Origin of the sequence: [Flexibacter] sp. ATCC 35208, assembly GCF_001975825.1 — a bacterium.
GTDB lineage: Bacteria > Bacteroidota > Bacteroidia > Chitinophagales > Chitinophagaceae > Chitinophaga.
In genome coordinates this window covers 156,248-182,644 of the sequence record NZ_MTKN01000004.1, presented here as the reverse complement: position 1 = coordinate 182,644, position 26,397 = coordinate 156,248, and the positions used below count along the sequence as shown (strand labels likewise).

Annotated in this window: 14 protein-coding genes; 8 read left to right on the top strand and 6 right to left on the bottom strand. The window is 44.5% G+C overall.

Going from position 1 to position 26,397, the window contains the following annotated elements:
* Positions 1-2: 2 nt before the first annotated feature.
* Positions 3-2,609 (top strand): DNA mismatch repair protein MutS, encoded by a 2,607-nt coding sequence (mutS, locus tag BW716_RS04825; RefSeq protein ID WP_083721390.1) that lies wholly within the window; start codon positions 3-5, stop codon positions 2,607-2,609.
* Positions 2,610-2,699: 90 nt separating this feature from the next.
* Here mutS and BW716_RS04820 read toward each other — a convergent pair whose 3' ends face one another.
* The 6 genes from BW716_RS04820 to BW716_RS04795 form a co-directional block, all read right to left on the bottom strand.
* Entirely contained in the window at positions 2,700-4,001 is a 1,302-nt protein-coding gene (locus tag BW716_RS04820) for a cytochrome c (RefSeq protein ID WP_143708719.1), read from the bottom strand.
* A 3-nt stretch (positions 4,002-4,004) separates the two neighbouring features.
* The gene (locus tag BW716_RS04815; protein ID WP_083721388.1) at positions 4,005-4,559 is read right to left on the bottom strand and encodes a redoxin family protein; all 555 of its coding nucleotides are present in this window, start codon (positions 4,557-4,559) and stop codon (positions 4,005-4,007) included.
* Between the two features lie 132 nt (positions 4,560-4,691).
* Positions 4,692-5,987, bottom strand: a complete 1,296-nt coding sequence (locus BW716_RS04810; RefSeq protein ID WP_083721387.1) for a cytochrome c — start codon at positions 5,985-5,987, stop codon at positions 4,692-4,694.
* 119 nt (positions 5,988-6,106) lie between these two features.
* Complete coding sequence (locus BW716_RS04805) at positions 6,107-7,681, bottom strand: SusD/RagB family nutrient-binding outer membrane lipoprotein (protein ID WP_179090993.1); 1,575 nt, start codon at positions 7,679-7,681, stop codon at positions 6,107-6,109.
* 37 nt (positions 7,682-7,718) lie between these two features.
* On the bottom strand, positions 7,719-11,015 hold the full coding sequence (locus BW716_RS04800) for a SusC/RagA family TonB-linked outer membrane protein (RefSeq protein WP_083721385.1): 3,297 nt from the start codon (positions 11,013-11,015) through the stop codon (positions 7,719-7,721).
* Positions 11,016-11,814: 799 nt separating this feature from the next.
* On the bottom strand, positions 11,815-12,846 hold the full coding sequence (locus BW716_RS04795) for a LacI family DNA-binding transcriptional regulator (protein ID WP_083721384.1): 1,032 nt from the start codon (positions 12,844-12,846) through the stop codon (positions 11,815-11,817).
* A gap of 380 nt (positions 12,847-13,226) precedes the next feature.
* On the opposite strand from BW716_RS04795, the gene BW716_RS04790 reads away from it, so the two are divergent.
* From BW716_RS04790 to BW716_RS04755, 7 genes are all read left to right on the top strand, one after another.
* Positions 13,227-14,102 (top strand): AraC family transcriptional regulator, encoded by an 876-nt coding sequence (locus BW716_RS04790; RefSeq protein ID WP_083721383.1) that lies wholly within the window; start codon positions 13,227-13,229, stop codon positions 14,100-14,102.
* 217 nt (positions 14,103-14,319) lie between these two features.
* Entirely contained in the window at positions 14,320-14,907 is a 588-nt protein-coding gene (locus BW716_RS04780) for an RNA polymerase sigma factor (protein ID WP_083721381.1), read from the top strand.
* A gap of 97 nt (positions 14,908-15,004) precedes the next feature.
* Positions 15,005-15,991: a FecR family protein gene (locus BW716_RS04775; RefSeq protein WP_083721380.1), complete on the top strand. Its 987-nt coding sequence runs from the start codon at positions 15,005-15,007 to the stop codon at positions 15,989-15,991.
* A 223-nt stretch (positions 15,992-16,214) separates the two neighbouring features.
* Positions 16,215-19,634: a SusC/RagA family TonB-linked outer membrane protein gene (locus tag BW716_RS04770; RefSeq protein WP_083721379.1), complete on the top strand. Its 3,420-nt coding sequence runs from the start codon at positions 16,215-16,217 to the stop codon at positions 19,632-19,634.
* A gap of 9 nt (positions 19,635-19,643) precedes the next feature.
* Entirely contained in the window at positions 19,644-21,203 is a 1,560-nt protein-coding gene (locus BW716_RS04765) for a RagB/SusD family nutrient uptake outer membrane protein (RefSeq protein WP_083721378.1), read from the top strand.
* 451 nt (positions 21,204-21,654) lie between these two features.
* Entirely contained in the window at positions 21,655-24,774 is a 3,120-nt protein-coding gene (locus BW716_RS04760) for a SusC/RagA family TonB-linked outer membrane protein (protein ID WP_179090992.1), read from the top strand.
* Positions 24,775-24,785: 11 nt separating this feature from the next.
* Positions 24,786-26,369, top strand: coding sequence for a SusD/RagB family nutrient-binding outer membrane lipoprotein (locus BW716_RS04755; protein WP_083721376.1), 1,584 nt, complete (start codon positions 24,786-24,788; stop codon positions 26,367-26,369).
* The last annotated feature ends 28 nt before the right edge of the window (positions 26,370-26,397 follow it).

Sequence of the window (26,397 nt, the reverse complement as noted above, 5' to 3'; positions counted from 1 at the left end):
GAATGGCGAAAAGCAAATCGGAAGAAACCCCACTAATGCAACAGCACAAGGCAATTAAGACCCGTTACCCGGATGCCGTGCTTTTGTTCCGCGTGGGCGATTTTTATGAAACTTTTAATGAAGACGCAGTCATTGCCTCCAAAGTATTGGGGATTGTTCTGACCAAAAGAGCTAACGGCTCTGCCTCTTATGTAGACTTAGCTGGTTTTCCACACCACTCTCTGGACACCTACCTCCACAAACTGGTCAAAGCAGGCTACCGCGTGGCCGTATGCGATCAGCTGGAAGATCCCAAAACTGTAAAAGGTATTGTAAAACGCGGCGTAACCGAAATGGTGACGCCCGGAGTTGCTGTGAATGACAAGATCCTCGAAAATGCCAACAACAACTTTCTGGCAGCTGTACACCTCCAGGATGATCATGCCGGCGTTGCGTTTCTGGATATCTCCACAGGGGAATTCTTTGTTGCACAGGGCACCATCGAGTATGCCGATAAACTGCTGCAAAGCTTTAAACCTGCTGAAGTACTCTACGCCAAGCAACAACAAAAGAATTTCCGCCAGCACTTTGGCACTAAGTTTTACACATACACCATGGATGAGTGGATCTTTACTGCCACTTATGCACATGAAATACTCCTCAGGCAGTTTGAGACACATAGTCTGAAAGGCTTTGGAGTAGATGGTCTCAATGATGCCATCATTGCCGCAGGCGCTGCCCTGCATTACCTGCGGGATACCGAACATCCTCACCTGCAACACATTACTAACATTCAGCGCATCGAACAGGATGACTTCCTCTGGATGGACAGGTTTACGATCCGTAACCTGGAATTGTTAGGTAGCAGTGTGGAAAACGGGAATACCCTGCTCACCACCATTGATACTACTGTAAGCCCAATGGGCGCCCGCCTGCTGAAACGCTGGCTCATATTCCCCCTCCGCGATATTAACCAGATCAATGAAAGACTGGATGTGGTAGAGTACTTTATCAAAGAAACAGATCTTGCAAAAAACCTGGTCCACCACCTGAAACAAACCGGTGACCTGGAAAGACTGGTGTCCAAGATCCCTTTGAAGAAGATCAACCCAAGAGAGGTGATGTCCCTCGCCAAAGCACTGCAACAGGTATGTGCCGTGAAGACCCTGCTGGAAAAAGTACCACATCCATACCTGGCAAAACTGGCCATGACCATGGATGGATGTAACGAAATCCTGGACAGAATTCTGCGCGAAGTAACGGAGACACCACCGATCCTCGTGAGCAAAGGCGAAGTGATACAGATGGGTATTCATACCGAACTGGATAACCTGCGTAAAATTGCACGCTCCGGAAAAGATTACCTGTTACAGATCCAACAGAAGGAATCTGAAATCACGGGCATCCCTAGTCTGAAGATTGCATTCAACAACGTATTCGGCTACTACCTGGAAGTGACGAATGCACATAAGAATAAAGTACCTGAAACCTGGATCCGTAAGCAAACGCTGGCGAATGCAGAACGATATATTACACCTGAGCTGAAGGAATACGAAGAGAAGATTACGGGGGCGGAAGAAAAGATCCTCGCACTGGAAGCACAGTTGTTCGAAGAACTATTGTCTGCATTGCAACCTTATATCCGGCCGATACAACAGAATGCACAGGTGATAGCGAAGCTGGATTGTCTGCTGAGTTTTGCGAACAATGCGGTACAGTTTAAATATCGTCGTCCGGGTATTACGGATGGTTACAATCTTGATATTCGTGAAGGACGACATCCTGTGATTGAAAGAGGATTGCCACCGGGTGAGAGTTATGTAGCGAATGATATCACGCTGGATAAAGAGACCCAGCAGATTATTATTCTGACGGGTCCGAACATGAGTGGTAAGTCTGCATTGTTACGGCAGACGGCATTGATTACGCTGATGGCGCATATGGGGAGTTTTGTACCTGCAGCAGCGGCGGAGATCGGATTGACAGATAAGATCTTTACACGTGTGGGCGCTTCGGATAACCTGAGTGGTGGTGAGTCTACTTTCATGGTAGAGATGAATGAAACGGCGAGTATTATTAACAATATTACACCGCGTAGTCTGGTGATACTGGATGAGATCGGGCGTGGTACCAGTACGTATGATGGTATTTCAATTGCATGGAGTATTGTGGAGTATCTGCATGATATGACATCGGCTAAACCCAAGACGTTGTTTGCCACACACTATCACGAGCTGAATGAGTTGGAGAATAAGCATGCGCGCATCAAGAATTTTCACATTACGAATAAGGAATCGGGGAATAAGGTGATATTTTTGAGGAAGCTGGCGCCGGGGGGTAGCAGACATAGCTTTGGTATTCATGTGGCAAGAATGGCGGGAATGCCGCCTAAGTTGATTGAAAGAGCGAATGAGGTATTAGCGCATTTGGAGGAGAAGCAGATTGATGGGCCAGTGCAGGAGCAGGTGAAGAGTTTGGGCGGACCTGCACAGAAGGTGCAATTGAGTATTTTTGATACGCATAGTGATACGTTCAAGACGATAAGAGATATGTTGGAGAATGTGGATATTAACAGGCTGACGCCGGTGGAGGCGTTGCTGAAGTTAAGCGAGATAAAACATTTGCTGTAGGCGCAAAAAAACGCTTTTACCTTCGGTAAAAGCGTTTTTTTTAGGTCTTGGCCTGCGGCCGGCTTTATTATTAAAGAGTTGTTTTCGGCTTTATTTCAAAGAGATATTTTCGTCGCCGTCTTTATAAGGAAGCGTTACTATTACCAATGTCATCATCTCATCCTTTGTGTTCATATTTTCCATGACCAATGCTGGTGGCAAGTTTGGATTGTAAGGATTATTGATCGTGTTATCATAAGTGGCTTCTATGTGAATAGTCGATCCTTTCGGAATCTTCACCATCTTTGGAAACCAATAGATCTCCTGCCAGTTAAAATCCCACACAGGTATATATACTAACGGGATCGTGTCTTTGTCTGGCTTGATGGCATAGGCTTTAAACACCTGCCCAAGCAAATGCATATGCGGCCATACATACAGCAATGACCTATCCTCCTCTATCTTTACATCCAACGAAAAAGTACGCACTACATCAGGAGGCAGATAAAAGAAAGGCTGTATCTGTTTTTGCGACTCACTACCAGATCCCAGGCTCTCGTTTTTGATCCGCCTGGTAATATTTGATTTTGTCGTCCAGATCTGTATACCACTAAGCACATCTTCTGCTTTGCCTAACGGTGCATAATGCACTGTCAGTAATATCACCCCTCTCTTTGGCATTACCCAACCAATATGTTCCGGATAAGACTCCATAGAAGCACCCGGTATCCAGCCACCAAAGTACATGATCCGCTTACGATAGGATACATAGTTTTCAAAGTACTTTACCTTTTCATTGGTATAATCCACAAAGTCCGCTGTATTATATATATCCATGCCTGGTACATCATCTATCTCATAGTTGGCATGATGGATCACCTTACGGTTATTGGTGATGAATTCTACTCCTTCCACATTCATAGAATCTGCCAGCTCAAAAGGTATTTTGTATACGATGTAATGGTCTTGGTTATCCCCTTCCAGGCGATAACTCTCCTTCATCTTCAACACCAGATCAGGTGGACGATTGTATACGGTACCGGGCACAAAGTTCTGTTTGTCTTTTGCATCCCCCGCATTGCCTTTAGGCATATCATGAGTAGCCCAGTTGGCGATCATGGAAATCTCTTCATCAGACAATCGTCTTTCATTCGCATATTGTACATAGTGCGGATCTGGTTTCCAGGGTGGCATATACCTCGCTTCCGTAACCCGTTGAATCATGGAAGCACGTTTTGCTACATCCTCATATGTAACAAGGGGAAAAGGCGCTGCCTCGCCTGTTCTGTGACAAGGTGTACAATTGTTGTGAATGATGGGCGCAATGTGTTTATACCAGGTGATATCCTGTGCCCTCCCCTTTCCGCAAATAAATAACGATAACATCAGGGTTATCGCAACGACAACACGCATACTTTAATAATTACTGATCAGACAACCTATCGGTGTGGTCTTTGTAACAGTGGGCACACCTGCCACCAGATTCTGGATAGACTGATCCAGGTATAGCTGCGTAGTTTTTGCACGCTTGGTACCAAGACCTGTGATCCAGTCATCTATCAAACCACGATAATATTCTTTGCCATCACTTCCTACCAGCAGCGCTTCGGGCGTGACAGTTGCTTTCAGTGAATTGGCAACTTCCTTATCCGTATCTATGAGGACGGGGAAGGTGAGATTGAAATCTTTTACATAAGCGCCGATCTGCCCTTTGGTAAAGGTGCGGCCACTGATGATGCCGTAGAATTGTACGCCTTTGTATTTTTCTGACAGCTGTTGTACGATAGGTGCATAGTTTCTGCACAATGGACATTCAGGTGAGAGAAACAGATACACAACAATCTTTCCCTGTGGCCTGATGTCATAAGCTTTGCCTGTATAGTCCTTTAATCGCTCAGTAAAGGAAGTACCATGTGGATGCCCTATCGACTGCATAGTTATTAGCAATGACAGGAGTAGTAGTCTTGACATAACGACTCGTTGGTTGACAGTGGTAAATTACATTATATCTATTATTTATTTCAGTGATATATGTCATTGCGGTTTTAAATATGCCTAACGGCAGGTTTTCACCTGCAGCGGGCTTGCGAAAAACCCGCAGGACTATCGCTTAATTTCCATCTTCTCATCCCCCTTTTCATAAGGCAAATAAATCATCACCAGCGTCATCATCTCATCAGTCGATTTCATATCGCCACTACTATAAATGAGTTGAGGAGGATTATTCGGATTAGCGGGGTTTTCAGCAGTGTTATCATACGTCCCTTCTACATAAATAGTAGATCCTTTCGGTAGTTTCTTCAATGTAGGGAACCAGTACATTTCCTGCCATGCTACATTCCAGTCAGGAATAGACACTAAGCGTATCGTATCATTCGCAGGCGTTACACTATATGCCCTGAAGATCTTTCCCAGGTAGTGCATATGTGGCCAAACGTATAGCAATGACTGATCTTCGGGCACTTTTACTTTCACCTTGAATGTCTTCACTGCATTGGCAGGGATATAAAAGAACGGATCAATATCCTTCTCTCCTACACCACCGGAGCCGATGCTCACAGCACGAATGTCTCTCTTTACTTCATTCTTTGTGAAGTATAACTGTACCCCGCTGATGCTTTTCTCTTCCTTACCTACAGGGGCAAAGTGCAGGGTGAGCAGGATCACTCCTCTCCTGGGCATCCGCCAGCCGATACCGGAAGGATACGATTCATACAAGGCGCCTGGAATCCAGCCTCCGTAATAGATCATGCGCTTGCGGTAGGGTACGTACTGTGTATATTTATTACGATCATCTTCCGTGAGGTTGATGTAATCAACAGTGTTGTATAGATCCAGCTCTGGCACATCATCTATTTCATAATTCGCGTGGTGGATCAGTTTGCGGTTGTTTGTGATGAAGCGGATGGCTTCCACATTCATAGAGTCAGGTAGTTCAAATGGGATCTTATAAACAATGAAACGTTCTACATTATCTCCTTTGACTACGAAGGCTTGTTTCATAGTAAGCTCAAGATCTGGCAGGCGCGAAACTTTAGAAAAAGTAATAGTGTCTGGTTTGCGATTATCATTTTTCCCTATTGGCATCTGGTGATCTGCCCAGTCAGCGATCATGGCAATTTCTTCGTCGGTGAGGCGGCGTTCATTGGCATAGCTTACATAATGTGGATCTGCTTTCCATGGTGGCATGTACCTGCTTTGTGTTACTTTCTTCACCATCGCGGCGCGCTTGGCTACATCTTCGTAAGAGATAAGAGAAAAAGGGCCGGCTTCTTCCGGGCGATGACAGGGTGTGCAGTTAGTATGAACAATGGGTGCGATATGCTGGTACCAGGTAATGCGCTGCGCGCTGGCAGCAAAGGACAGTACAATCAAAAGGAATAGGAATAGGCGTTTCATACTTAATTACCTAAAATAGATAATTTTTTCTCAAATGTATAATATTTTGACTTTTTAGTTAAAAACAAAAGGCCCCGGCATAAATGCCGGGGCCTTTTCTATAAATTATCTAAACGTTATTAGTTAACGTCCCAGAAGATTTTAGTGTTGCGGGTATCCTTAGACTGTACAGCGCTGTAGTTAGCAGTGTTATACAGTGACTCGTTTGAAGGATACAGGAAACGTACAGGAGGATTAGCCTGAATACCGTTTGAAACTGGCAGTTGAATAGCAGGATAACCTGTTCTTCTGTATTCAGCCCATGCCTGGTTTGCCTGCATGATGAAGAAGTTCACCCATTTCTGAGTATAGATTTTCTCCAGTTTTTCAGTAGTAGTACCACTGTAAGCAACAGCGCTAGCTGCTTTCCACAGTGCTACAGTATCAGTATTTACAACCTGTATAGCCCATTTGTACTGGGTAGAACGGTCGCTAACTTTTTTGTTCAGCATGTAGAAGTATTCAACAGACAGATCGAGACCTTCTGTGTATGCAGTAGCTGCAGTACCCAGGCCCCATCTTTCGTAAGCTTCAGCTTGCAGGAAGCTAGCTTCAGCAGCTGTGAACAGTACACCTGGCAGGTTGTAGTTATAGAAGAAGGTAGCAGAATCGTAAGATGCATACCCACCATTGGAAAAATCGTTAGAAGTTCCATTGTAAGGGAAACCTTTGTAACCATTAGTAGAATCCGGATCGAACATTACTTTGGTACGAGGGTCATTGTTAGCAACCAATACATCTTCCAGCAGATACTGAGGAGCGTAAGGGAAGCTGGAGAATGCACTCCACAGGTCACTAACCAGGTTGGTTGGGCTTTCCCACAATAATGCATCCTGATCGTTTGTTGTGATCAGCGGATAAGTGCTGGGATTGTTCAGCATAGTAGTAACTGCTGCCTGTGCTTTAGCTTCGCTTACGTTAGAAATACGCATAAGAAGACGCAGACGCAGAGAGTTTGCATAACGACGCCACAGGGTGAGGTCACCGCTGTAAATTCTGTCATACAGTTTCAGGTTACCGCTTTCTGTAGCTACTACAGATGCAGTAGTCAGGAAGGTATTCACCTGATCCAGGTTATTGATCAGTGTATCGTACAGTGCAGCAGCATCGTCATATGCAGCATACTCGATAGCACGGGTAGAAGTGTTCAGGGAGTTTGCCTTTGAAAAAGGAATATCGCCCCACATGTCAACCATCTGAGCTGCCTGATCTGCTACAATTACCTTAGCCAGGTTCATGTAAATATCCTGTGCTGCCTGGTCAGTTGCAGACAGTGCATTGTAAGTAGACTGCATCTCACGATAGTTGTTCAGGATACCAGGACCATTATAGTTATAGTCAGTACCGGTAGAACCGTTATAGAAGTCAGTCCATTTACCATCAGTATAGCTGGAGGTAGTTACATACATGGTACTGCTTTGTACAGCAGGAACGATACCAGAGAAAGCACCGCTATAAGACTGAAGAATAGTATAATAATCCCAGTATGAAGGGTGAATTCTTTTGTTGAAGAACATACCGGCAAACAGCTTACCTATGTTACCTGAGGTAGTCAGTTCCGGGTTTTGGTAGTCTTCATCGATCTTTTTCTTACAGGAGCTAAAAGAACCTGCCAGTAAGACCAGAAGAGCTGCGTTTATAAGAAGTTTTTTCATTAGTTTTCTTTGTTTCGTCATTGAGCAAATAAATACATTAGAAGCGAGCACGAACGCTAGCACCAAGGCTTCTTGTAGGAGCCATACCACCACTGTTCATACCCTGATCAATCCAGCGTGAGCCAGTTGCAACTTCCGGATCCAGGCCATAAGGCAGGGATTTGTAAACGTAGAACAGGTTACGGCCGATCAGTGCTACCTGCAGACCCTGGAAATGTAATTTGTTAATGATGCTCTTAGGCATGTTGTAAGTCAGTGCAACTTCACGCACTTTGATATAGCTGTTGTTGAATACTGCCTGAGAGTAGTCACCAGAATGCCATCCGTACTGTGCATCATAATAGATACCAGCGGAAGTTACTTTTGTATTTTTAGTACCGTTATCATCAGTGACACCATCCAGGATCAGACCATTGTAACGGGTTGCGGTTTCACCAACGGCAGTTGCCACATAATTAGGAGGAAAGCTGCTTTCATCACCAACCACATTATAACCAATACCGCCATGAGCTGCATCTCTATATTTGAGAGTGCTCTTGTACATACCAGCACCAACTGCATAGTAAGAAGGAATGGATACCAGTTTACCACCTAAACGGTAATCCAGGGTCACATCCAGTGAGAATGCTTTGTAAGAGAAAGTGTTTGAGAAACCTCCTACAACCTTAGGCATCATGTTACCAACCTTGATGTAAGCATCGGTATTGTAAGTATACAGACCGTTACCGTCTACTTTGTAGTTACCGTTTGCATCCATGTTGTGTGGGTGAACGTAGATGTTACCCAGGGGATCACCTACTTCTGATCTTGCGATTACATAACCACTTTCCAGATCGTTAGTGATGTTAGGTAATGTAGAAGGCAGGCTAACCAGTTTGTTACGGTTCACTGCAACGTTCAGACGGGTATCCCAACGGAAGTCTTTAGTTTGAACCGGAGTGGCGTTGATTGCACCTTCAAAACCGAAGTTTGCCAGGTCACCAGCGTTGATGTACTGGGAAGTAGCACCTGCTGTCTGAGGAGTAGTGATCTCAAGGATCTGTTGCTTTACTTTGTTATTGTAGTAAGTCAGATCTACACCAACTTTACCGCCAATGATTCTTGTTTCCAGACCAAATTCAAACTCTCTCTTCTGCTCAGATTCCAGCTTATCGTTACCGAAGCTGCTACCCTGAGCTTGTTGATATACCAGGTATTGACCATTCAGGGAAACACCATACTGGCTGTAAGCAACTGGTGCTACGAACAGGGTTGGGTGGTTACCGGTTAAACCGTAAGAAGCTCTCAGTTTACCGTAGTTCCACCAGGATGGTAATTTGATTACATCAGAGAATACGAAACCTGCGTTTGCAGAAGGGTAAGTATAGCTATTTCTGCCTGGAGCCAGGGTAGAAGTCCTTTCAGAACGACCTGTTGCTTCGAGGTATAACCAACCTTTGTAGCTTACGTTAAGGATACCGAAACCAGCAACGTCGATCTGCTCACCACGATTAGATACTGTATACAGAGTACCTGCAGAGTTGTTCAGAGAGAACCAGTTTTCACTGGCCAAACCTACAGTGGTAGTGCTCTGCTGATACTGGAAGTTTTGTTTTCTGGCAGTGAAACCACCGGATACACCCAGATCCCAGTTCTTACCAATCTTAGAATTGTAAGTCAACAACGCATCTCCGTACAGGAGGCTGTTTGTTCTCTGTTCGATACCATATTTACCACTGGTACCTACATAAGTAGGCTGGGTATTATGTTCTTTATTTTCAGCTTTCCAGCCAGTGTAGTCATTACCAATACGACCACGGAACTTCAGATTATCCAGTATAGAATAGTTTAAAGTTACGCTGTTGATGAAACGGTTTTGGTTTTCATCGTAGTCGTTTTTCAGCTGTGTCCACATATAGTCCATCAGCTGAGTAGCTCTGATCGGATAAAGCAGTTTCTCGCTCTGATCGTAGCTGGAGTTAGTAGAGGTTACATACTTATAACCATGAGAAGTCTGGTACTTGTTGAAGTATGTATTCATATCATCCATACGGCTGAAGAAACCACCGTAAGAATTCAATACATCGCTCAGCGTAGTAGGACGGTTATGAGTGTAGTTGTTATTGAAAGTAGAAATGATGTCTAAAGTTACTTTCTTGTGCAGTTTCAGCGTAGCGTTCAGGTTAAAGTTATTCTTGTTCAGGTTAGATCCTGGGGTGATAGCTTTATAATCCGTACGGGTATAAGAGAAACGGTAAGAAGCAAATTCGTTTGCGTTAGCAACAGCAGCGTTGAACTGAGAGTTGTAACCAGTCTGGAAGAAATCCTTATAGTTATTCTTGTTCGCTGAATATGGACGGGTAGAACCATCCCAATATTTAACACTTCTGCCATCGAATTTAGGACCGAAAGACTCATACGCTCTGTAGAAAGGACGAAGAGAACCATCAGTGTCAGTAATCCAACCTTCAGCATTTGCACCGGAAGATAAGTTGTAAGCTTCTGCATAACCAGGACCATATTCGTTCTGATAGTCAGGGCTGTTCTGCAGCATCTCAGCAGTGTAAATATAGTTCAGATCAACACCTATACCTCTTGATTTGGTACCTTTCTTGGTAGTGATTACAACTACACCGTTGGTAGCTTCAGAACCATACAGTGCAGATGCAGAAGCACCTTTCAGTACAGTCAGGCTCTCGATATCTTCAGGGTTGATATCCAGTGCACCGTTACCATCGATACGGTTGTTAGTAGTGTTGAAGCTTGATTTGGTAGGATCAGCCATGTTTCTGATAGGCACACCATCCACAACATACAGTGGCTGAGAGTTACCAGATACAGAGGTGATACCTCTCACCTGGATAGATACACCAGAGCTGGCACCACCTGGAGCAGCAACTACCTTTACACCGGCAGCTTTACCGTACAGGGCAGAAGCGAAACTAGGAGAACCAGTTTGAGAGATGTCTTTTGCGCTTACAGTACTTACAGAGTAACCCAGGGAACGGGCTTCTCTTTTAATACCCATCGCGGTTACCACCACTTCGCCCAGATTTTTGTTGTCAGTAGCAAGGGCAACATTAATTGTCGATTGGCCACTTACCGGAATTTCCTGAGTAGCGTAACCTAAAAAGGAAACAACCAGAGTTCCTTCAGGAGCAACAGAGATTTTAAAGGAACCATCCGGAGCAGTCATTGCTCCGTTCTTAGTGCCCTTTTCCAGGATGGTAACTCCTGGAAGAGCCTGTCCTTTGTCATCTTTAACAGTCCCGGACACGACTTTTTTGTTCTGTGCCAAAGCAGTAAAGCAGCAGAACAAAAGAAGCAGTGTGCTTACTAATAGAGATCTTCGCATAGCTTTCTTTTAGTTAGATTTTAAGTATGATAAGTGTTTAGTCACAAGTGTAATTACATACAGATACGCATGGCATAGACCTGCTCCTTTTTTTAAGAAGCTTACAAGCCTATTGTTCCCTGAATGTGATGTTATTTTCTCTTTTAGTCTTGGGTACCTTTACCTGGAATTGTAATCGTTTTTTAGTACACTCCGGTGGTCACCGTTTACGTTTTATTTAACTTTATTGTCGGTATAGGACATTTTAACTCTCTTCTTTAACTGGTGTTATTTTCACCGCTTTGTCCCTCAGTACAAGCCACTCTTCCAAAATGCCATAGTTTTTCTCTACATTCTTTTACTTGACAGCGCCAAACTACCCAAATAATTCTTAGAAACAAAAAAGATTTAACATTTTTTTATCGAATCTTTCATTATCTGTTAACTTCGGTAAATTAGCACACCTCCACGAGAAAATACTATCGGAGAAATACACTCAAATTGAAGAAATCGTAATATGAATTCCATTCATGCCCCAAGACTTTACGAAAATTTAATAATGGAAATTTATCCGTAATGCGATGATAGAAGATATTTCGCTCTTTTCATGGTATAATGATTTCCTGTTATAAAAAAGCAGATTATGGGTTCTAGGCATTTTCACAGTTTCCCGGCATAGGTCATTTTTTGCAACTTATAGAAAGTTTTCATTATGAGCAAATTATATTTGTATGGGCGGTAATATTTAGGGCTAAAAAAATCGCTTCTGCTTGCGGCAAAAGCGATTATAAAATGTAAAAAAATTAGGTAAACGATTACATCATGCCTTCGTTAACTGCTTATCCGGCATGGACGATTCACGTTCTCTCAGTTCCAGTGGCAGTACTACCTGTTGCGGCCCTTCTGCTGTTTCATCCAGTTCCGCCATCAGGATCCTGATCAGCATTCTCCCTATCTCTTCTACCGGCTGGGCTACGCAGGTTACTGCCGGACTTAGCAGACGGAATATGTCGTGGTCATCGAAACTCACCATACCCAGCTCACTACCTATCTGCAATCCGAGGGAGCGAATGCTTTCTATACCACAAATACCGAGGTAGTTGGTGGCAAAGAACACGGCATCCAGTTCCCGGTTGTTCTGCAGGTATTTGGTGATCTCCTGAGTATACCCGGGCCTATCCAGGTCAAAAGGCAGCCGTTTGATCACATTCTTACCCGATGGCAGGCCATGTTTCTTCAGGGCAGCTGTAAAGCCTTCCAAACGCTGTTGCATCTGTATCTGGTGCGAGGTAGTGGTAATGATTCCAATATGCTTATAGCCCTTTGCCACCAGATGATCGACCGCAGTGACAGCCCCCTGGAAGTTGTCTACTACCACATAAGACAAGTCTTTGACGTTCGGAAAATAACGGTCCATGAGTACGACGGGCTTTGCCAGGGAGGCAATGTCCTTGTCCAGGTTGAGGGTGGGCGTAATGATATACCCGTCTACCTGGCGGTATCGGAGCACCTCCAACAGGCCACGGGCCTTTTCTTCATTGTCTTCGGTGCTGCCGAAGAGTACTTTGTAGCCGTACTTGTCGGCTTCGTCTTCTACTACTTTCGCTACGTTGGCAAAGAAATTATTGGCAATGTCTTCTACGATTAACCCGATTGTTTTGGTTTTACCAGTGCGTAAACCACGTGCCAGTTGGTTAGGTTTATACTTTAGCTTGCCGGCAATCTTCAAAATACGTTTGCTTACCTGTTCGCTTATTCTTTTTTCTTTTCCTTTACCATTGAGAACGAAAGAAACGGTGGTTGGAGAAACGCCGGCCTGCTGGGCGATATCTTTAATCGATATTCCTTTCACGTGATTCAGATTTGGTTTGATTCTTTAGAAAATTATAATCTTAGTAGCAAACGACCAAATTAATTCCAGCAGAGACTGTCCGGGAACGAATGATACGTATCATCCCCCGTTAACCCGCCCGGATGGGCGTTTCAACAGGAAATAAATGATATTTACTAAAAAATGATGTTTTTTTAACCAAAATTTGATAATTTGGCACTTTCACAGGAAAAGTTTTGTCAGGGGGAATGTATAGAAGACTGCATATCCATTTGGGACACAGTCATGGAATATTACTATATAAATTGAATTGTTTCGGGAAGATAATGTCCCGTCTGGGGCTAGAAGACGAATCATCATCACAACGGAGCTAGAATAAAAACAGCTTAAACTTATACTACATGAAACCCATTCTGATTAAAGTGGGGGCGTTTGCCGACAATCAGATCACCATCATTGAGAGAAGTGATCCTTATTTCAATACTCCATTCCATTTTCACCCGGAATGTGAGCTGGTATACGTTACGGAGAGCAACGGTAAAAGAATTGTAGGCGACAGCATTGAGAGTTTTGATGTAGGAGATATGGTGTTTCTGGGACCACACATTCCACATGTATGGTACAATGATGAAAGCTACTACAAGAACAACGAAGCGCTGAAAGCAAGATCTGTGGTAATTTATTTTCCGAAAGACATTTTCGGGGATAAGTTCTATGGATTGCCTGAGACAAAGGCATTGACTGACTTATTTCATCGTGCACAACGTGGAATGAAGATTATAGGCCCTACCTATGATCTGTTGAAAGATCAGATCCTGCAGCTACCAAAGAAAGAAGGACTGGAAAGGATCATTTCATTGCTGAGTATCCTGAAAGTATTGACAGAGACAAAGGATGTACAATACCTGGCAAGTACAGGTTATTCACATGCTTTCAATGCGAAGGATAATCATAAAATTGATGAAGTATTCAAATATGTAATGAGTAACTTCAGCAAGGAGATCTCTTTGCAGGATGTGGCAAGTATTACGAATTTGTCTCCGCAGTCTTTTTGCCGGTTCTTTAAGAACAGAACAAAGAAGTCGTTTGTGCAGTTTTTGAATGAGGTGAGAATTGGGCATGCGTGTAAGAGATTGACAGAAGAGGATTGGTCAATAGCGGAGATTGCTTATTCGTGTGGCTTTAAGAATTTGTCGAATTTTAACAGGTTTTTTAAGGAAATAGTAGGTAAAACACCTAAAGAGTATAAGAATGAATTGCGATTGAAGGAGGCTTAAATAAGCGCTTACTGCTTCAGGCATTTAAGCCTGCCACAGGCCCCGCTTCCAAAAACAAACGCTTCTGTCTATGGCAGAAGCGTTTGTTTTTGGGGAATTGACATTGAATGGAAAATGCTTTCTTTTGCTTTTTGGTATTATCAATAAATGTGGTAATTTCCCTTCATATATACGCTTGTTGAGAACCTTAACCAAATCTATGTCACGACTGTAATCCATGTATAGTAATTACTCAGACACCCAATTACTTTCATTGCTTCAGGAAGATAACATAATGGCCTTCAACGCTATCTACGCACGTTATAGCCAGCCCTTATACCTCTATATCCTGAGCAAGATTGAACCTGCCGAAGCAGGCAAGGATGTATTACAGGAACTCTTTACCTCCCTCTGGGAAAGAAGACACACGCTGAGCGTCAACGAATCGTTGAAATCGTACCTCTACCAGTCGGCCCGACATAAGATCATAGACATTTACCGCAAGAACAATACTTACCGCAAATACCTGCAACAACTCATCGAACACTTTGATGTGCAACCCGGTAGTATCACAGAACTACTGGATAGCAAAACACGTACAGAAGATGTGTTTGAAACCATCAACCAACTCCCTGAACGAATGAAGGAGATCTTCATCCTGAGCAGGGTAGAACACCAAACGGTGGAACAGATAGCCATACGCCTTGGACTGTCTCAGCAAACGGTTAAAAACCAGATTACCAAGGCATTAAAAATCCTGCGTACCAACCATGCCCAGACAGACATCGTTTTGCTGCTGCTGACCGCCGCTTTTTTTTACAATTGATGGTACTTGTTGCAACTTGAAACGACACCATTAAGAGCATCACTAACGTTAGGGACAAACATTGATACATTAGGACATTATTTTAAATTACAACGCTGTGAACCTTGATCAGATAAAGCACATACTGGAACGTTATAACGAAGGACAGTCCACAGCCGGGGAAAAACAGTTGATAGAAGAGTGGTTTGAAGGGATACAACAGCCTGTTTCGCACATTCCAGAAACTGTCATCCAGCAGGACCTCGCAGATGTACAAGCTGCACTGCACAAAAATATCAACGTGCCCCGCCGGCGCTCATTGCGCCCGTGGTATTATGCCGCAGCCGCTATCACTATGCTGGTAGCTGCCGCCAGCTGGTTTTTCCAGCACTATACCCGCTCCGCAATACCTGCGGACAATGCCGCTATGGCCAAAGTTGACAACCATAAAGAAATTATCAACGGATGCTATATCGTCACTACCGTAAAAGGTAAAACCGAACACCTGAAACTGGAAGATGGCAGCACCGTCGTGCTCAATGCCGGCAGCCGCCTCAGATATCCCATACACTTCAGCGAAAGTCGCGACCTCTACCTCGAAGACGGAGAAGCCTTCTTTGACGTAGCCCCCGACCCCGCACACCATTTCACCGTACACAGCGGAGGTCTCAGTACAACAGCGCTGGGCACCTCTTTCAATATACGCGCTTACCGCAACGAACAGAAAATCACCGTGGCCCTGCTAAGTGGCAAAGTAAAGGTATCCGCCACCGGCACTAAGCCTGTAGTACTTGAATCCAGTGAACAGTTGAGTTATGACCTGCAAAGCCTGAAAGTGACCAGAACGACCTTTAGCACCCCGGAAGCCACCGGATGGCAACAAGGTACCCTGGTCTTCAAAGATGCCTCGTATGAACAAGTGCGCAATGCCATTGAAAACACCTTTGCCGTAACCGTCATCAACCAAAGCGACAAAAAAGCATGGACCTATACCGGTAGCTTCCGGCAGGAAACCCTGCAAAATGTGCTGGAAACAATCTGTCTGACTGAATCACTGTCCTGGTCGATAGCGCGCGACACTGTAATTTTAAAAAATAAGAAATAATTTATGGGGTTAGCCCCGGCACTACAATCAGGTGGCCGTATACACATGTAACGGCCCTTTAACATCTAACACGTTTTGGTACTATCACAAAGGTTCCTCCCGTAAAACGGAGGACCCCCAGCTATTTTATAATTCGCTCCCCAGAGCATTCCTGCATGTAGTATTTGGGTAGCCCCATAAATGTTTATTGCTGCTTTACTATGTTAAAATCACCGGGGCTGAAATGAAGGGAAGATCATACTTAATGAAAGTATGTATTGTCGTAATATTCCTGTTAATATCACTATTACCAGGCAGGAAAGCTATTGCCCAGATCAGCATTTCACTTCACAACAAACCCGTCACGGAAATTATGGATGCCATTGCCACCAGGCAACACATTAGTTTCCACTATGATAAAGCCACCGTTGATGTGGATAAACCCGTTTCTTTCAATTGTAACAATCTTACCCTTACACAGGCACTGGACCAGCTGTCTGCATTGACTGGTTTTCAATTTACACTCAGAGGTGAGAATGTGATTGTAAGCGCTGTACCAGAAAATATACAGCTGCATAACCCCCTTGCATTGCAAAAGGAAATCAGTGGCAGAGTGCTGTCTTTGCATGGTTCACCACTACCCGGTGTGACCGTCATAATTAAAAACACCACAAGAGGTGTGAAGACGGATGATGCAGGGTATTACGCAATTAATACCGGTTTGAGCGACGTGCTCATCTTCCGCTCTGTAGGTTATATCAACAGAGAAATAATGGTGCCCGTAGCGACTACCACACTCGATATCACACTTACTGAAAATATCAAAGGCCTGAATGAACTCATCGTGACCGCACTGGGTATTCCTAAAAACAATAAAGAACTCCCCTACTCTACCGGCTTACTCAACAGCGATGATATCTCTACCGTAAAAGATGCCAATGTGATCAATAACCTCTCAGGCAGAATAGCCGGTGTGATGGTCAACAGAAGTGCTTCTGGTATTGGCGGCTCTGCAAGAGTAGTATTGAGAGGGAATAAATCTACCCGCGAGAATCAACCTTTGTATATCATCGATGGCGTACCAATGGCTAACTTCACCCCTTCTCAACCTACTGACATCTGGGGTGAATCATCGGGTATCACTGGCAATGGTGGCCGTGATGGCGGTGATGGGATCTCGAACCTGAACCCCGATGATATTGAAAGCATCAGTGTATTAAAAAGCGCCTCCGCGGCAGCCTTGTATGGTAGCCAGGCAGCGAATGGCGTGATCATGATTACGACTAAAAAAGGTCATTCAGGCAAAGGGCATATTGAAGTATCTTCTGACCTTACGGCCGAAATACCTTTACTCCTGCCCGCCCTGCAATATCGCTATGCACAAACTACACCTCCTTATACTGATGAAAAGCAAGCCGGTTCTGCCGATAGCTGGGGTGCACCTATTCATGCCAAAGACCATGTGAAACCATTCTTCAACACTGGACGGACTTCTATGAATGGATTATCTATCAGTGGCGGGATTGAAAAAACACAGTATTACATATCGTATTCTAATACCATGAACAGGGGCATCATGCCCATCAACAGACTACAAAAACATAGCTTCAATATGCGCGTCACCAGCGACCTGCTCAAGAATAAACTGCATATTGATGCAAATATCTCTTACCTGGTACAATACGCTGTAAACAGGCCCTCAAGTGGTTTATATTTTAACCCGCTTACTGGTTTATACACATTTCCACGAGGACTGGATTTCAATAGTTACAAAGAGTACCAGTACTTTGACAATAGCAGGAACATGTATATGCAGAACTGGTGGAATATCAACAACAGCCTGGGATGGACCGGACAGGATGATCAGCAGAACCCCTATTGGATCCAGAAAAGAGATGAGCGGGAAGATAACCGCCACAGAGGACTGGCTTCTCTCTCCGCCAGGTACCGTTTCAATGACTGGCTCTCATTACAGGGCAGAACTAACTTTGATAAGAGCGACGACCAATACGAAATGAAAGCCTATGCAGGTACCCAACAGGTGCTCTCTCCACCCAATGGCAGGTATACCCTTGAAAAAGAAAGTAACAAACAGTTCTATGCAGATATGATGCTGACCGCTGCCAGACAGGTATCCCCTTCCTGGAAACTACAAGGCATGCTGGGTGCCAGCATCACCGATATCAGGGCACACGACAGAAGCCTGATCAGCACGAATGCCACAGCGGCGGAAGGATTGATCGTAGCCAATAAATTCTCTGTAAAAAACATTGCATCCAATGCACTGGATGCACAGCAAAGTGTAGAACGAAAACAACTACAGGCGCTGTTTGGGAGTGCACAGGTGCACTTTAAAAACAGCATCTTTTTAGACCTTACAGGGCGTAATGACTGGAGCAGCACATTTGCTTTTACTCCTATCAAAGACAAAGGTTACTTTTATTATTCCTCAGGTATCAGTACCATTATCAGTGAACTGGTAAAACTACCTGCTATCATCAGCTTCGCGAAGGTACGGCTTTCGTATGCAAAGGCAGGGAATGACATTGCTCCTTATTCCTCCCGGCCTGCAAGGTTTATCTTACAAACCACTGCTGGTGTATCAAGAGTGAATTTCAATACACGTACACCTTATCCCGGTATTTACCTGAAACCGGAAGATAACCGTTCGCTGGAAGCCGGTACGGAGATCAGATTACTGAAAGACAGGATCAGCCTTGACTTTACCTGGTATAAGAACAATAACTATCAACAATACATGGAAGTGCGTGCACCTTCCGGTTCCGGTTATCTCTACTACTATCTGAACCTTGGAAACATCCAGAACAAAGGTGTGGAGGCCACGCTTACCATAGTGCCTGTACAACATAGTAATATCCGCTGGTCTACGACCATCAACTGTACAGTAAACTGTAACAGGGTAAAGCAGCTAAGCAGCAATACCATTCCCGGTGCTGGCCCTGACAACTACTATATCCTCACTGACTTCAATACCAACATGTATGGCTCCTTTATCAAAGAAGGTGGCAGCTGGGGTGATATTTATACCAACAAAGAACTGTATAAAAACGAGAAAGGTCAGTATGTGATAGATGATCAGGGCAACCTCGTGACGAGAAATGTATTCAAAAAAGTAGGCAACCCCAATCCACGCCTGATCACCGGTTGGAGCAATACCCTCGAATACAGACACTTTACACTCAGCTGTCTCATAGACGGCCGCTTTGGAGGCGAAGTGATGAGTGTGACCAGCTCTGTGCTGGACAATTACGGAGTAAGTGAACGTAGTGCCAAAGCCAGAGACAACGGTGGTGTGGCGCTGAATGCGGTGTACGAAAATGGAGTGCCTCTCACCGTACCATACGATGCCCGTAAGTTCTTCTCCACCATCGGAGGCAGAGCCGGCATCGGAGAAATGTATATGTATGATGCTACCAATATAAGATTAAGAGAACTGTCATTGACTTATGAAGTACCTGTCAAAAATAAGTACATCAACCGCCTGCAAATAGGATTGTTGGGAAAAAACCTGTGCTTCTTTAAACTGAAAGCCCCCTTTGATCCGGAAGTGGCAATGAGCAGTGGAAATGGTTTGCAGGGCATAGATGTATTTGGGGTATCGGCTACAAGAAGTATTGGCATACATGTGAAGGCCGCATTTTAAAACGATTCTATGCGTAACATGATTCTGGTGTGTATGGTGGTTCTGCTGCATACTGCCTGCACACGAAATTTTGAAGAGATCAATACGAATCCTTATGACCTGTATGACGATGAGCTGAAAGGAGATTTTAAACTACTGGGCGATCCGCTTACCCAATCCATGCTGAATATATTATCCAGCAGTGATGTAAGTGTGGCGCAATTACAGCAGAACCTGATGGGTGATGTATTCTCAGGATACATGATGACACCTAATCCCTTTCAGGACAACAGGAACAATATGACATATGACCTGCTGGATAGCTGGAATGACGATGCATGGCTCACTGCTTATGGCAGCGTAATGCCTAACTGCAAATTTGTGATGGACAATGCACGGGGGAAGTATATAGACTTTTATGCATGGGCACAGCTATTGAAAGTGATTGCCATGCACCGCATCAGTGATATCTATGGACCGGTGATCTATACACATTATGCTATGATCAATGACGATCATAGTATTGATTACGATTCTCAGCAGGATGCTTATACAGCCTTCTTTCACGATTTGGATTCTGCCATTACAACGCTCTCCAATTTTGCAGATAGTACAGGTACAAGGCGGTTTGCCGACTTCGATCTGTCATATAAAGGGGATTATAAGAAGTGGGTGAAACTCGCAAATACATTGCGCTTGCGGCTGGCGATCCGTATTTCCAAAGTAGATCCTGTCAAGGCACAGGAAGAAGGTGAAGCAGCCCTCTCTCACCCTTATGGATTGATCAGTACAGTGGCAGATAATTTCAATATTGATATCAGTCCGGCTACGCACCCGGTGAATGTGATTTGTAATTCCTGGAATGATATCAGGATGGGTGCGCCAATGGAATCTATATTGACAGGGTATCATGATCCCCGGTTGCCATATTATTTCAATTCTACAGAAGCAAAGGATTCTGTTTATCATGGCATCAGGAATGGGATTGCTATTCCCGGTAAAGACGTGTATATAGGCTTTTCAAAGCTGGCATTGCTGCCATCGCATATTCAGTTATTAACAGCAGCAGAAGCTTATTTTTTAAAAGCAGAAGCCGCCTTGTATGGATGGAAAGGTGCTGGCGATGTACAGGACAATTATGAACAGGGTGTGTATATGTCTTTCCAGCAATATGGAATTACAGCAGCTTATAATGAATATATCCACAATAGTACTTACGTACCTAAGGCTTATGTTGACCCTCAAAATGCATTGAATAATGTTGACTCTCCTTTAAGTAAAATTACTATTCAGTGGGCCCCCAATGCAACGACGTCCTGTAAACTGGAAAGGATCATTACACAGAAATGGATTGCTATGTTTCCTGATGGACAGGAGGCGTGGTCCGAGTTTCGGCGTACGGGGTATCCGAAGTTATTTCCCATTGTGGTAAATAATAGTAGTGGAAAGATACCGACGGAAACGTTTATAAGAAGGATACCTTTTATACAATTTGAATATACCACGAATCAGGCGGGGGTGAACAGAGCGGTAGCAACATTGAAGGGAGCAGATAATGGAGGAACAAGATTATGGTGGGATCTGCCATAAATTTACTTTTATAAAAACCTTCATGAAAGAGGGAATTCACCAACGGGGAATGAAAACCACTTTCAGAAAAAAAGGCCGCAGCCAGATCAAAATATTTTTTTCTCACACGATGGTACTATTTTAATTTCCACACGACACCTCATTATGCACCTGAAAAAATTCCTGTAGACACTAAGGGGGAATCAGGGCAGCACGTATTGAACATGTTAGTAAAACATCGCAATGGTATAGGTGAAATGCGCAGTTAACGGCGCATTGTATCACATTATTTTATTTCTGCTACACGGGCCCATAGCTGAAAAGATTATGTTATACTGCTTATCAACCAGAATCTAAAATCGACAATCAAAATTCACTAACAGTTACGTTGGAATTGCCAGGATGTACTACATCCTCTGGCATTCCTATGGGAAACAACATCCATTTAGGTCAATTTTTAAAGGCAGTATCTATGAAACGTACACTACGCTTGACAAAAGCATGCAGTGCCACAGGCATTGTGCTGGGCCTCATGCTCGCAACCGGCATACAGACCGCCGTTGCAGCTCCTTCTCTTTCAACTTATGCTGCAAGGCAACAAAGAGACATTACGGGTATTGTGCGTGACGTTCAGGGCAACCCTTTGCCTGGTGTGACCGTAACGCTCAAAAATAGTAACAGGGGTACTAAAACAGATGTCAGCGGCACTTACCGCATTGCCGCAGGGACAGGCGATGTACTGGTATTTTCTTACGTTGGCTTTACCTCTAAGGAAATCACTGTAGGTGCTGAAACTACCGTCAGCATTGTTCTGGAAGAAACTGTAAAAGGTCTTAATGAACTGGTAGTAACTGCACTTGGTATACGAAGAGAAGCCCGTAGTCAGGGTTATGCCGTATCCAAAGTACAAGGTGCAGATATGACCAAAGCCCGCGAAATCAGCGTGGCCAATGCACTGGAAGGACGCGTAGCCGGTGTGAACAGCACCCCTCCTTCCACAGGTCCAGGTGGCTCATCACGCGTGACCATCAGAGGTAACTCCTCTTTGAGTGGCAACAACCAGCCGCTCTATGTAATAGATGGTATCCCCATGAACAATGCGAACCTCGGTTCTGCTACCATGTGGGGTGGCGCTGACCTTGGCGATGGTATATCCAGCATCAACCCTGATGACATCGAAGATATGACCATCCTGAAAGGCGCTGCTGCCTCTGCCCTCTATGGCCAGCGTGGTGTAAACGGTGTGATCCTCATCACTACCAAATCAGGTAAAGCCGGTCAGCTGGCAGTAGAACTGAACAGCAATATCACGGTGGATAAAGTGAACGACTTCCTCGATTTTCAGGATGTATACGGACAGGGTATTCAGGGGGCACATCCTACCGATAAACAGTCTGCCCTGAACAGTGGTCTTTCCAGTTGGGGTACCAAACTGGATGGCTCTGCAGTGACTCTCTTCGATGGACTGACACACCCTTACTCCAAACAAGGTAACCACTTAAAAGATTTCTATAAAACAGGAAATACGCTCAGCAACACCATTTCTGTAGCTGGTGGTAATGATAAAACCACCTATCGCGTAGCTCTCGGAGACCTGCGTAGCAACGGTATCTATCCGAATACACAGTACATCCGCGACAACGTGAACCTGGACCTCAATTACAAAATGTCTGACAAATGGAGCGGACAAACCAACATCACATACGCCAAAGAATTGACCAACAATCGTTCTAACCTGAGTGATGCACCTGGCAATGGTAACTATGCCATCGCCTTCCTGCCAGCGAATGTGAAAGCGTCTTATCTGGCACCAGGCTATGATGCACAGGGCAACGAAACCGTGTTTAGCAGTGACCTGTTCAGCACCAATCCTTACTTTGCCGCCTACCGCTTTATTAACAATACGAAGAAGGACCGCGTGATTGGTATGACCAGTTTACGCTATGCGCCTACTTCCTGGTTGTACATACAGGGTCGTGTGGCAAATGACTTCTTCAGTTTCAATGCCACCTCTATTACGCCGACTGGTACCGCTTACCGCCCTAAGGGTAGCTTAGACCTGGAGCGTAACAGACAGTTCAACGAAATGAATGCAGACGTGCTGATTGGGGTGAATAAAAACATCACCCGCAACCTGAGCATGAACCTGAATGCCGGTGCAAACCTCCTGCAAAAAAATGATAAGGTCAACGATGTGACAGCGTCTAACTTCGCTTTCCCATTCGTGTACAATCCATCTACTGCAGGTACGAAGAACAGCACTATCGTTGAATACAAAAAAGAAGTACACTCTGTGTATGGTGCGCTGGAATTGGCTTACAGCAATTTCCTCTACCTGAACCTGACAGATCGTAATGACTGGAGCAGTACCCTGCCAGCGGCAAACAACTCCTACAATTATCCATCTGCTACTATCTCTTATGTTTTCTCTGAAAATGTAAAAGCAAACTGGCTCAACTTCGGTAAACTCCGCGCAGGTTTTGCACAGGTAGGTGGTGATGCGGATGAATATAAAACGGCATTGTACTACAGCACGCTGGGTAGCACCATCAACGGCGCTCCGATCGGTGACATTGACAACAAAATTCCTAACAAGGCGCTGAAACCACTGAAAGTAAAAGAACTGGAAGTGGGTGCTGAATTCAAGTTGTTCAACAACCGTGTGTTTGGTGACTTCAGTTATTATAACAAGAAAGCAACGAACGATATCGTGACTGCGACCGTATCATTAGGGTCTGGGTATTCCAGCGCACTCGTGAATGTGGGTGAACTGCAGAACCAGGGTATTGAGTTAATGATTGGTGGTACGCCAATAAAATCCGGTGCATTGACATGGACCACAACATTCAACTTTGCCCATAACCAAAACAAGGTGATTCAGCTGGCACCCGGTCAGAATGAAATGGTGGTAGAAAACGGGGAATCCCGCACAGAAGCTGCCTTCATAGAACATGTGGTAGGTAAACCATATGCGCAGATCATGGTGTACGATTATAAGAAAGATGCGAAAGGCAACCTGGTGGTGAATGCTTCAGGTCTGCCACAACGAACAGATGCACTGGTGAGTGCAGGTACAGGTGTAGCGCCTTTCAGCGGTGGATGGAGCAATGATCTGGCTTATAAGCAATTCCATCTCTCCTTCCTCATCGACTTCAAATCAGGTGGTCATATTTACTCAGGTACAAATGCGAACGCTTACGGATATGGGCTGCAGAAAGAAACATTGCCAGGTCGTGAGACGGGAGTTACTGTAACAGGTGTAGATGATTCCGGTGCACCGGTAACCACCAACATCAGTGCACAGACTTATTATAGCCAGCTGGCAACGATCTCAGCCCTGCATGTATATAAGACAGACTTCATCAAGTTCCGTTCTGTAAGCCTTACATACGACTTCAGCACCAGCGCCCTGCACAACAAACTGCATGGTGTGAGTGTATCGCTGGTAGGACGCAACCTGTTCTACTTCAAGAAGTCTACACCTAATATTGACCCTGAATCCAACTATAGCAATAGTAATGCGCAGGGTCTTGAATATGCCGGTCTGCCTACTAGCAAATCCTTTGGCGTTAACCTGAATGTTAAATTCTAAAACCAGCTGCAATGAACGCTCTATATAAAAAGATAATTGCTTTTTCTTTTTCTGCTATCATGCTGTTGCCAGCTTGTACCAAGAACTTTGAAAGCATTAATACAGATAAGAATAAATCCAGTGAGAACACCGGTGTACCTGAGTACAACTTTACCCGTGCACTGCTGGAATATACTGGTAACAGTGATTACAGTTATGATACCTGGCGTGTGAACATCATCTATTGTGCGATGATGATGCAACAGTTGTCAAACGTATCCTGGTATGCAGGTGATAAGTATATGCAGAATGATGCATGGTCCAATGCCTTGTTTGATAAGGCATACACCGACCAGGTGAAATACATCACGGATGTAATACGCCTCACGAAGGATGATACATACTATAGCAACCAGTATAACATGGCGCGTATTGCCAGGGTAATGATCTTCCAGCGCCTGACAGACGTGTATGGAGATATTCCTTATTCTGAAGCAGGTGAAGGTTATAGTGACCAGAACTATGCACCTAAGTACGATGCGCAGCAGGACATCTATACGAATATGGTGACAGAACTGGACGAAGCGGCCAAAGCCTTGGATGCCACGAAAGCCATACCTGGACAGGGCGACCTCATTTACAATAAAGGAGGTAGTTCCACTGCAACAGTAGTGGTAAAGAACTGGCAAAAACTGGCTTATTCACTCATGCTGAGAATAGGGATGCGCCTTACAAAGGCAGATGTAGCCACTGCACAACAGGTAGTAGAGAAAGCTTATGCCGGTGGTGTGATAGCTGACAATAGTGAGAATGCCTATATCCTGCACGATGCAGCAGGTGGCAGAACCACTGTGAACAGAAACAGTAACATCCTCTCTGGTGAGTGGAATGCAATCGGCAATGCAGGTGAAGCAAGTTTAGGCACAACTTTCATTGATTTTCTACGCAATAACAATGATCCACGTCTTGCATACATCGGTACAGTGCCTGCTACAGGTAGTACGGCAGCGGCAGATCAGCTGGGTATGCCGAATGGGTTTGATACAAACGGAGCATCAAGTGCTACAGATATTACGAAAGCGCCGAATTATCCCGGTGATCTGAAAAAGTATTCAGTACTGAATAAGAACGTATTTCTGAAACTGGATGGACCTACTTTTTTAATTACTTATGCACAGGTAGAACTGCTGTTGGCAGAAGCTGCTAAAAGAGGCTGGAATGTGGGAGCAAATGCCGCGACACATTATGCCAATGGGGTGAGCGCTGCAATGGGTCAGCTGGCGCAGTACGATGCGTCAGCGGCCATCAACAGTACGACTATTCAAACTTACCTGACAGCACATCCATATAATGATGCTGATGGCTACAACCAAATTAATACGCAGTATTGGGCCGCAAGTATGCTGGATTGGTATGAAGTGTGGGCTAACTGGAGGAGGAGTGGATATCCGGAATTAACGCCGGTGAATTATGTAGGGAATGCAACTGGTGGACAGATTCCAAGGAGGATGTTGTATCCTGCATCAGAGGCGGCGAGCAATGCAACGAATTACCAGGAGGCGATTGCAAGGCAGGGTAGTAATTCGTTGATGACGAAAGTGTGGTGGGATAAGTGATGAACTAACTTATGTATAGCCATCTATA